Annotated in this window: 2 protein-coding genes; both read right to left on the bottom strand. The window is 45.5% G+C overall.

Features of this window, described 5'->3' with window-relative positions; genetic code table 11:
• The coding region (locus IM515_RS16405; protein WP_287632915.1) for a cadherin repeat domain-containing protein at positions 1–577 on the bottom strand (577 nt) is incomplete at its 3' end.
• Between the two features lie 23 nt (positions 578–600).
• Positions 601–11,740: CARDB domain-containing protein (locus IM515_RS16400; protein WP_287629059.1), on the bottom strand; the 11,140-nt coding region annotated here is incomplete at its 5' end.

The following is an 11,740-nucleotide window of genomic DNA, read 5'->3' as shown; positions in this document are numbered from 1 at the left end:
TCCCTGCTATTAAACTATAGGTAAAGGTATTCCCAGTATCGGGGTCTGTGCTGGAAAATGTTCCAATTACTGTATTGGGGGGAACATTTTCATTTACTGTGGTCGCACTTAAGACTAAATCTGTGGGTGTTTCATTGACATCATTGACTAATGCCAGTGAATTACCAATACCAGTAAAACTGGAGGCGGTAGAAGAAAAGGTAACATTGAGGTTAGTGCCATCAAAGTCACTTAGGGTTGTAAAAGTAAGCGAGCCTAAACTTAGCGGTAGGGTTGTATTTGGCCATTGACCAAAAAAATCGGCGTAGCGCCAGTTGACGCTTTGATTGGTCTCGGGGTCGTTATCATTGCCGACTTCGTTTGACGCATTAACTGATCCAAATAGGGATTGGGTAAACCCAACGTTGGCGCCGTCGAATTGTAGCTCTGTATTGTCAAAATGAATTCTAAAGCCAATACCGGTTAAAGTTGCGTCGGCGTTGTCTACGTTGTAGGTTACGTTGACAACAATTTGTTCACCGATTCCAAAACTGGTGTTGGGATTTTCTAGAGATAAGGTAATAATTTGACTAGCCATAATGTTTTCTTTTTATGTAAGGTTTAAAGGATGGTGAGGGTGTTTAGATAAGATTGAACTCCTGCTAAGTCCCTTGTCGCGTCGGGAGACATCGCCCCGTCAATGAGGGTGTTGCCTTCAAAGCCCCCGAAGAGGTGGCGCATAGCGATAATCCCGTCGGAGAGAGCATCTACCACGCCGTTACCGTCAATGTCAAAGTAACCGCTCTCGATGCTGGTTTGGAGATAGGTGTTAATTTCGGTGAGGTTACGGGGGGCGTTGGTGGCAACAGCCCCATTGATTAGGTCATCCCCTTCAAAGCCACCAAATAGGTGACGGAGGAGGAGAACGCCATCGGATAAGGCATCATACTGACCGTTGCCGTCAATATCCAATCCCGTTAAGTCTGTATTAGGAATTTCCTGATTACCGAAGTTGAGATTTTCGAGAACTTGGCCGGCGCCGAGGGTGACGGTATGAACCAGGCTCACGGTGTTGACGGGCGCGTAGGGAGAGTCGCCAGCGCCGTCATTGCCTGTGTTGCCGGATTGAGAGCCTGGGGAACCGTCGCCAAGGGTCAGAATCGCTTCCCCGATAGCTAAGACATTGACGCGGGGGTAAGAACTGCCGGTGTTGACCACGTTATCGGCTTCGTTGTCGCCATCGATGATCAGATCGCTCGTTGTGTCTAGCAGGAATTTAAATTCGCTTAAGGTTAATTCTCGCCCTAAATAGGTTTGGGCAATCTGTTGAGAGAGGGTGGCGATCGCCGAAATGTAGGGGGTGGCTTGGGAGGTGCCGCCCATGCTGATGGTGCCGCCGGTCGCATTAGCGCCGGTGATTAAAATACCAGGGGCAAAGACGTCTAGGAGGGGATGACGTTGGGAGAAGGAGGCGATCGCGTCGGCAAAGGTGGCGTAATCGACCGCGCCGTTGCCAAAGGTACGGGAGCCAAAGTCATCGGCCCAGACGGCGCCGACGGAGATAACGTTGGGGTCGGCGGCGGGATAGGACAGTCCGGGAGTGCTATTAAAGGTGTAGAAACTGTTGCCAGCGGCGGCGGCGACGAGAATATTCTGGTTGGCGATCGCCGCTAATTCATCGCCAATGCCGTAGCGTCCGACTTCCGTTGTCCAGTTTTGACTGTCGCCGAGGGAGAGGTTAACGGAGGCGATGTTGTAGGTTCCCGCATTACTGTTGACCCATTGCAGGGCTTTTTCGAGGTGGGCAAAGGAGCCAGAACCGCTATCTTTAAAGACTTTGAGAACAATTAAGTTAGCATCAGGGGCGACAGAGGAAACAATGCTGGCCACATGGGAGCCGTGATTGTTTTTATCGCTGGCATTATTGTCATTATCGGCAAAGTCGTATTGATAAATAATTTTGTCGGCAATGCCGTTGTTGTCTAAATCCGGGCCAAAGAGGGGATGGTTAAGGTCAATGCCGGTGTCGATGATGACAGTGCTATAGCCTTGTCCGGTGATATTAGCGAAGCGAGAATCGGCCCAGAAGTCATTGAGGTTGAGCAGGCTGAGGGCGTTGCTGTTTAAAGCACTGGATAGGTCAATATTTGTGTTAGCGGTTGGAGAACTATTTAGTAAATTCGAGGGGGACTCGTCATCCACAATGGTGACCGTCGCTAGGCTCTGATTCCCAATCACTGCCCCGTTAGTGGCATTGGTTAATTGGAGCGTAAAGTATTCGTCGCCCTCAACTTTAGCGTCGTTACGAATCCGAATCGTATTGGGCGTATTGAGGAGGGCGTTTTGGACGGTAATGACTTTACTGAGTTCGTTTGCCGCAAAGGTAACTGTAATCGGCGCGTGATTGAAGTCATTATTGACAGAACTAGCGGCGCAACCGCATCCCGTCGCCGTTCCATCGGCAAAGGTCAGGGTAGCGGACACTGTCCCTGCCAGGTTGCCGCTACGGCTGACAACAATCTCGGCGAGGGCAGTCCCGTCCTCGGCAACCAGATAATTAGCGGCGCTGAAGTTGAGTTCCGTTGGTCCGTCGGTGAAAGGAACAATGAAATCTAAGGTGGGAATGGCTAAAGAAACGCTAGAGCCGGTGGTACTGACGCTGAAAATAGGATAGGTTTGTTGCCAACCGTCCTGGACAATTTGGGCAACAGTATAGGTTCCTGGACGTAGATCATTAAAGGTGTAGTTACCGTTAACATCGGTTTGAGTGGAAGTTTCTCCCGTGTCAAGTTGCCCATTATTGTTAGCATCTAAATAGACAGTCCAAACCGACAAGCCTAGTTCAGTGGATTGTTTAACGCCATCACCATTGACATCGTTCCAGGTTTGACCAGTAATGCTTGCTAATTGATACAGACCGGCATCCCAAGAGAGATTTTCTCCTGCATTGACCGCAAAGTTAGCGGTTTTAGTGGTGGAAGGGTCAACATCGCTATCCAGTGTGTCGTCACTGCCTTGGTTTAATGGGCTGAGTAGATAGCCTTCAGGAGCGGTAAATTCGAGGTAATACTCACCCGAAGTGATGTTGTCGAAGTTATAGGAACCCGTTGCGTCGGTAGTCGCAGTGGCAATAAGCGTGTTGGCGTTGTCGTAAAGTTTGACTGTTACGTTGGCAATTCCTAATTCTCCGGGGTTTTGAATACCGTCGGCGTTAGCATCAAGCCAAACAAAGTCGCCGATAGTCCCCACTCCACCCGTGACTCGAATGGTGGCTTGGGCTGTGGTGGGAATTTCTTGGGTATTCCCAACATTATCGGTGGCGAGGGCATAGAATCGGTAGGTATGCCCCAGTTGTCCTTGGTAGATGGATTCGGTCAGGGTGCTATTGGTTAACCAAGGAGTATAGTCACCGCCGTTGTCAGAAACATAGATGGTGTAGTTAGCTAAAGCGGAACCAGTGTCGCTCCCCGTCCAACTCACGAGAATTTGGGGATTATCAGTCGTTTCTGGCAGGCTATTGATTTGGCTAGTGGGTTTGTCTGTGTCGAGGGTGTTGAAAATGGGCGGGGTTTTGATGGGTTCTTCGGTGTCGAAAATGATTTCGGCTTCAGCGTCAATGACATCCCCCGTCTTTGCGGTAGATTTAGGTCGGATGCTATAGGTCACAAAACCTTCGCCACGCCCGTTTTCGTCATTGGTGGGTAGGAATCCCTGTTGTGCGTCTAGAGGGGCTTCTCCTGTGGTGGGATCAACGGTGCTGATGCGCCAGGTCGCAATGCCTGTGAGGGTATCAATGGTGGCGGCAATATCTACATAGAAACCCTGGGTTTCAGTTAAGTCAATGCGGGTGCTATGGAAGGCTCGATTACCTTCTAATTCATAGACAGCACCACTCCAACCATAATCATCAACCCGGAAGGTACGCCAATCGAGGTCGGCATCAAGTTGTTGGGTGATGAATACCTCTTGAGCGGGGGCAGTGGCAGTGGCGACATTTTCAAAGCGAATGGTATAGCGGAGGGGTTCATCAGTGTCGATCCAACGATCTTCGCCAAAGCCTTCGGGACCCAGGATGTCATTGGGATCACTGGGTTGAACGGGACGAGGTTTGTACGGGGGATCATCGTTGTCATCATCATCGTCGTCGTCATCATCGTCATCATCACATTCAGGATCTCCTTCCTTACATTCACAAAGCTCCTCATCTATTGGGATTAGTCCACTGATAATACTTCCTTGGCTAAATAGTTCAGCTTCCGATGTTGTCAAATCAGATGTAGTAGAGTGACTTGTTGAAGTTAACGCTAGGTTAGGACTAAATAGAACTGGTGTTAGCCAAGTTTCATTGTAAACACTGTAAAATACACTCGTTTCCGTGATTGTTGGGTCGGGATTAATGTCTTGAGTCCAGAATAAAGCCGTTTGATCATCAAGTTTACTCAATTCTAAATTGCCTACTGCATTGGTCGTTAATATTGTTTGGGCATTTGTCCAGTTTTGACCATTCCAAAATGCACTTAAAATTGTTGATTGATTAGCAGTCTCATTATAATTAATCCAAGCAAGTACAACATCTCCATTTGCTGTTTTTCCTAGAGCCACATTACTGTCGCTGCCTACCCTAACATCTACAGATGTGGGAGAAGACCATTGACCATTGTGATACAGAGAGTAATAAATATCTTGGGCGCGATAAGCTGCTAAAAACTCCTCCTGAGTTAGATTGGCAGTAATATTACTTGATTGTGCTTTTGACCAAACCAGCAACAACTGGTTTTCATCATCGTTAATAATAGCAATATCATCGTTAAACCCAATACTATGAGGAATTTCAATTGGGTTACTCCATTGACTACCATCAAATTGTGCAACAACTACCTGATTCCCGACTTGATTACTGTTGGGATCAACAGTCTTAGTCCAAGCCATCACAATTTGACCATCAGCATTTTGTGTAATTGCAGATTGACCATCTGCATATAAATCACTACCAACATTGGCAAGTACACTGTTATTGCCGTAAATATTGCTTGTACCAATTACTCGTTCGGGTTGATATGCAAATTCTATCCTCACGCCTTCCGGGATATCGGTACTGCTGGGGCTAATAGCATTAAGGGTGGTAAATTCTGAATCAAAAGTTGCCAAACTAGATGAAGTGAGTAGATCAGCCGATAACTCAAATGACCAGTTATGTCCACTAGCATAAATGATTTCAAGTTTAATGCCACCTTTTGTCTCCTTATGGCGAAAGTTGGGAACCACATCAAAGTCAGAGTTGATATAACCAGATGCTTTTAATTGAGCATCACTGGCGTAGCCAAACTGCACATATGGGCCAAAACCAACTTTCAGTGAGGCTTCTCCTATGCTATCTGGCAGCAGAAAGCTAGGAAATGGTTCTTCTCCAGTCCATCTTAATTGATTGAATTGAGCGCCAATATTAACATTAACTCCAGCTTCTATACTCCATCCACCAGGATTATCATTAACTACAGTTAGCCAAGCATCCAAAAATTGAGAAGCAATATATCCTCCAGGCCCAGCTAGTTTGAGAAGTTGAACAATGCCGTTTTTCCAATCGAATGACCCACCAACAGACCAGCTACCTGTGGCATTTTCAAAAATCCAATCACACTCTTCTTTATTTAACTTCCATAAAGCTTCTATCTGTCCACTGCCACTAATTGAGGAACGGAGTGAAGGCCCATCAAATGTAAATTGAGCGCCAATTTGTCCACTACCGGTAACTTGTTCACTACCAGCAGATAACCCCAATTGTCCAGAAAGATTACCCTGGAATTTGATCTTACCTGGTAGTTGCTTTGGTGTTTGGGGGAAACTCCACTGAAAAGCATAATTTAATCCAGCAGCTTGTGTGGAAATTTGCTCTGAGTTAGAGAAAAATTGACTTAAAGAACTCGCAGTAATATCAACGAAGTCATAGTACAGATCGGTGTCATCTTGAATTGTTTGATCTGATTTGAGATAGGTAAATAAAGCTTGACCCGTATTTGTCACAAATAAAGTAGGATTGGCATCACTGATACTATTATTAGTTAATGCAATTGGCTCAGACCATTCAAAACCCCCTTCATTTCGAGGACGACTAATGGCGTAGTAGATTTCTGCTTCATTCCCTGCTCCCTGTTGCCAAGTTGCTATTAAGCCGGGGCTATTACCATTGATGAGATAATCAGATGCTTCTAAATTAAAGTTGGTAACTGCTGCGTCTGTCAATTGAATTGCATTAACCCAATTAGTGCCATCAAAGTAAGAATGCCAGAGTTTACCGTCTCTATCCCAAAGAATATGGGTATTGCCGTCAGAGATAGCAAGAACAGCATTAGCATCATTAATATGGACAGGCTGATCATTGTTGTTGACGGCATAAATCGTGATGTTCTTAGTATCTTCATTATCAATAATGGTGTAACTAGGAGGCTGCCAATCAACGATGCCATCCCGATCCATATCAAAACTGCGATCGCCTAAAGCTAACTCATAGTCCCCAGACTCCACGGAAGAAATCGTGAAATCCCCCTGTTCATCGGTAATTGTTTTACCCACCAGACGACGATTATTTTCGCGTACTTGGTAAATACCAATCTCTACACCAGCTAGAGGATTAGCTGTTTCTGCATCTAGTAATTGACCCGATAGATTGGACGATGGCTGATACTCTGGATTAACTGCATACATTCGTGCAAATAAATCTTTTGCATCGTAAATTGGCTCATTCTCAGCAGATAGTTGAGATGACATATCATTGAGCATCTTCACATAGTCGCCATAAGTCTGAACACGAGGCACAATGTTACTCAAGAAGCTATCCCACTGAGCATCAGTTAATCCCTCTGGACGAATTGAGGCTTCAAAACTATTCCAATCAATAGCTGTGGTATTGTCTGCCGAGTAGGTACGAACCTGAAATTCAATGGGGGCAGTGTTGCTGTTAAAATACACAGGCAGAACATTGATATCCCCCGGTCGCAAAATACCCTGTGGGCCTTCGTTACTCACACCCAATAAATGCAATGGCGCATCAGAAGTCAGTCCCTTTAAAGTCGTTCCTACTTGGGTATTGGTAACACTTTCAATAATCAACAGAGGAGCAATTGTATCCGTATCTCCCGTATTGCCATAGTTAACATTGAAAGTATAATTGCGGTTCGGACGGACTTCCTCTGGCCCTGTAATATTGGAATCCAAGTCAAAACCACTCGCATCTTGAACCGTGATGACATCCTCTAACCGTGCAGTGCTATTACCCTGGTTTGCTTGAACGTCATACAGCCCCAAGGTTTCATTAAAGAGGTCGAAGGTCGCGTAGGCTAGAGTGGAATTTTCTAGATAGATATTCTCGGCGGTGATCAGACTACCATCAGCGGCCCGGAGTTGGAATGTCGTATCGGTAGAAAACCTTGCGCCACGAATTTCCAGGGTAGCTTCACCAAAATTACCAATTTTCCGACTCGCTACGTCAGTAATAGAGAAAGGAATCTCTTGGGCTAGAATTTCATAACTAGGACTTCCTGAAACCTGATCACCATAGCCCAGCACATAGTAGGTTCCCGTTTGTTCAATGGGAATTACAATTTCTGGATCGGTGTTAAAGGGTTGTGTCGTTGTCCAGTCAAACTGTCCCCGCGTTGGCATTGCGCCATAACGCACATACAATTCATTCAAAGATTGATTAGAGCTGCTATCTAACTTCAGACGAATCGCCTGACCAGCAGTGGCATTGAAACGATAGTAAACTGACTGCCCCTGGTCTAAATCCCCAGTATCGGGCGTTCCTAGCGTTAAAGCTTCTACGTCAAGGGCAATTTTCGCATTGGAGACACCTGTATTATTACCCTCATTGACTTCGGGAACTTGATTGCGAATATCGCTACGAACAAGGACATAGTAATCCCCTAAATTAACCCCCGGAACCACGCCATTAAGGGTTTCTGTATAACTTGCGCCGGTGGCCACATCCCCCGAACGATTCACCTGGCCAACTAGGACATCTCCAATATCCCACTGATTATCGGCAGAAAGATAGACGGCATCCGTCCAACTTCCGTAAGCAGTATCTGTCCCTTGGTTCTGTACAGTATAGTTAATACTGATATTTTGTCCGGGAATACCACTGCTAGGAGTAGCAATATTAGTAACTACTAAATCCGACGGTGGAGGAATAATAATTTCCGTCGAGAATCCGTCATAATTAACATTATTGATCTCTCCTAACCGTTCATAGACAGCATTCCAACCGCCGTCCGTCACCACGAAAGCGTAAAAACGTCCCCCTAAGCCTCGCGGTATGTTAAAAGATTGAGTTGCAGTATAACTATCTCCTGCATTTAATCCCCCCGTATGGTTGCGATAGCCTAAATAAACATCGCTGTTGCGATCAAATACTTGGTCACGGGATAGATAAACGGCATCATACCAACTTTGACCCGTATTGGCATCATTATTAACAACCGTCCAAGTTAAACTCAGAGATTGTCCGGCAATTCCCTGTTCCGGCGCATCGACAGAAGTAACGGCAAGATCAGCAGAAGGAGCGGGGGTAATCGGTAGGCTTCCGGTTCCTGAACCGCCTCCACTAATACTATCGCTGGCTAAAACGTTATTATTTTCAAATGCACCTTCAATAACGTTATTATTTCGGTCAGTTTGCACCAGAACATAGTAACTACCGTTCAAATTAACAGGAAGGGAGAAAGTACCCGTGGCACTATAACTTGCTGATGGTTCTAAGGCTCCTGAACGATAAACCGACCCTAAATTAATGTCATCACCGCTGACATTTTTATCTAAAGACAAATAAACTCGATCGTACCAATAATTGCTATTAGTACGTCCTACCCCCAAATTCGCCACCGTCCAATTGAGGGTCAGCGGCTGTCCGGGAGTTACAGTATTTGGCAGAGTAATGCTAGTAACTTGGAGATCGGGAGTATCACGAGAGATGGTGATGGGAAAAGCACTAGAGGCATTGTTCCCCTCATTGCTACCTTCATAAACGCTATTAGCCGAATCAGTGACGACGAATAGCTGATAATCGCCTTCGAGACTAAAAGGTAAATCAATGATTTCTGTCTGGCTATAGCTGGCATCCGGCGCTAAGAGTCCACTATGGCTAATGGTGGCCAGCGTGACATCATCCCCATCACCCAAAACATCATTGCCGGAAACCACTAGGCGATCGCTCCAACTGATTGCGATGGTATCGCCAGTCCCCTGATTTTTCACCGTCCACTGAATAACGATCTGTTTACCCGCTTCTCCAGAAGTAGGGATAACAGCATCAGTAACCACTAAATCCGCAGGTTGAGAGATAATCTGTACTTGATTGGTTCCTTGAATGACATTATTGGCATTGTCCAATTCAAAGACTTGATCGCTGTTATCAGTTACGCCGAAGACGTAGTAGGTGCCAGTTAAGGTATTGGGTAAAGCAAAGTTAGCCGTGCGATCATAACCATCACCTGGATAAAGAATGCCATACTGGCCGACACTACCCAAATTAATGTCCGTTGCCGTATTTAGTTGATTATCGCTGGAAAGATAGAAGGTATCGGTCCAATAATAATTCGGGGTTTCTGTGGCTCCAAAGTTAGTGACTCGATAACTGATGCTTAAATTGTTACCAGAACGAGCATTGTTCGGAATCGTTAAGGATTCAAACTCTAAATCTGGTGGTGGCGTTAGGGTAATGTTCGTTGCTGTGGTGTCGTAGCCACTATTGTTATTCTCAAAAACGTGCTCATAGACGTTGTTGTAAATGTCGCTTTGCACAAAGAAGAAGAAATCCCCGGCCACGGCAACAGGAAGATTCACTGTCCCTGAACCCGTGTAGTTTTCTTCCGCATTCAATGCGCCATTGTGATAGAAATTGCCCAGAAGATAATCTTGTTCGTCTAAGGTTTCATCCTCGGACATAAACACCCGATCCCACCAAGCGGTCTCTAAAGTGCGTCCTGTGCCAGCATTAGTGACAGTCCAACTCAGGTTCATTGGTTGTCCTGAGAAGGCTCCATTAGGAGCATTAACCGCCGTTACTTGTAAATCGGGAGGTGGAGTTAAATTAACATCTGTTGGCCCACCAGACCCCCAATTATCCCCTTCATTACCAACTTCGGTAACGTAGTTATAAACATCAGTTTGTACGAGGAAATAGTAATTGCCATCAATACCGCGAGGTAGGGTTACGGTTAAACTATTGTTGTAACTATCACCCGCATTTAAGTAACTGATGTTGGTCGCCTGCCCTAAATAGGTATCTGTGTTATCAAATTCTTGATCCAGCGATAGATATACTATGTCGTACCAGATGGGGGCATTCGTTGCGCCTGTTCCTGTATTAGTGATTGTCCATTGTACGACGGTTTCTTGACTGGAAAAAGCCGTCGATGGTGCAGTTACGCCGGTAACTTGTAGATTGGGAACCGGAGCCAGTTGTAGGGAAATCGAGCGATCATCTGTAGTAGTATTGTTCGATTCGTTCTGCGTTCCTTCAGCAATTTGTCCGTAATAATCTGTTGTTACAACCACTCGATAGTTACCGATTAGACTGAGGGGAACGCTGTAGGATTGAGTCCGATTTAAGGACGCTCCAGCAGCCAAACTACCTGAATATTCAAAAACTCCGACATACTGAGTGGAATTGGTGGCCGTATTAAGTAAATACACATAATCATACCAAGTTCCTTCTGCGGTTGCTGCTCCTTGGTTTTTGACAGTCCAATTGATCTCAATTGGTTGTCCAGATAGGGATTCAACTGGTGCGGTAATATCACTTACTACTAAGTCGGGAGCATTGAGATTAATGGCGACAGCACGAGTATTGTTAGTCTCGTTAGTTTCCCCTTGACCTCCCGACCCATCAGCGACAAATATTAGATAACGGTTTCCTGTCGCAAAGTTAGGAATGGTGATATTGCGAGTAATGCTGTAACTTGCACCGGCGGCTAATGGTGTTTGGGTGGAGATTAATTCTTGGGTGATGTAAGTGTCGGCATTAGCATCAAAAATAGCATCGTTGGAGAGGTAAATGCGATCATACCAATCCGTGGGAGCGGCGCTTGTCCCTTGGTTTTGTACTGTCCAAGAAACTTCAATACTCTTACCGACTGTTCCGGTTGCGGGTACGGAAGCATTAGAAACAATTAAATCGGGAGCGGTTAAAGTAATAGGAACCGCAGCCAGGTTATTATTTTCATTGATTTCCCCTTGATAATTGTCCCGGTCTGCAACAAATAATAAGTATTGATTGCCGGGGTTAAAACTAGGTAAGGCAACGTTCTTGCTTATGGTATAACTCGCTCCCGCAGCTAGGGGAGTTTGACTGGAGACCCATTCGGACGTAACTTGAACATCACCGCCATCTAAAGTTTGATTACTGGACAAATAAACTCGATCGTACCAATCCCTGGGAGCTTCTCCCGTACCGTTATTAGTGACAGTCCAAGTTAATTCAACTGTTTCCCCTAAAATGGCACTTGTCGGAGCATTAGTTGAGGTAACTTGGAGGTCAGACGCGGAAATGTTAATCGGTAGGGAATAGACATTATTATTTTCGTCTGTCTCCCCTTGATAATTATAGTTGTCAGCTTTGAAGAGTAAATAGCGATCGCCTGTTGCCGTACTAGGTAAAGTTACATTACGGGTAATGGTATAGCTTCCATCTGCTGCTAAGGGTGTTTGACTGGAAATATATTCCCCAGTGAGATATGTATCGCTACTGTCATAAATTTGGTCAGTA

The organism is Microcystis sp. M44BS1, from assembly GCF_020244875.1.
In the GTDB taxonomy this organism is placed as follows: Bacteria; Cyanobacteriota; Cyanobacteriia; order Cyanobacteriales; family Microcystaceae; genus Microcystis; species Microcystis panniformis.
This window is presented reverse-complemented; position numbering and strand designations above follow the sequence as displayed.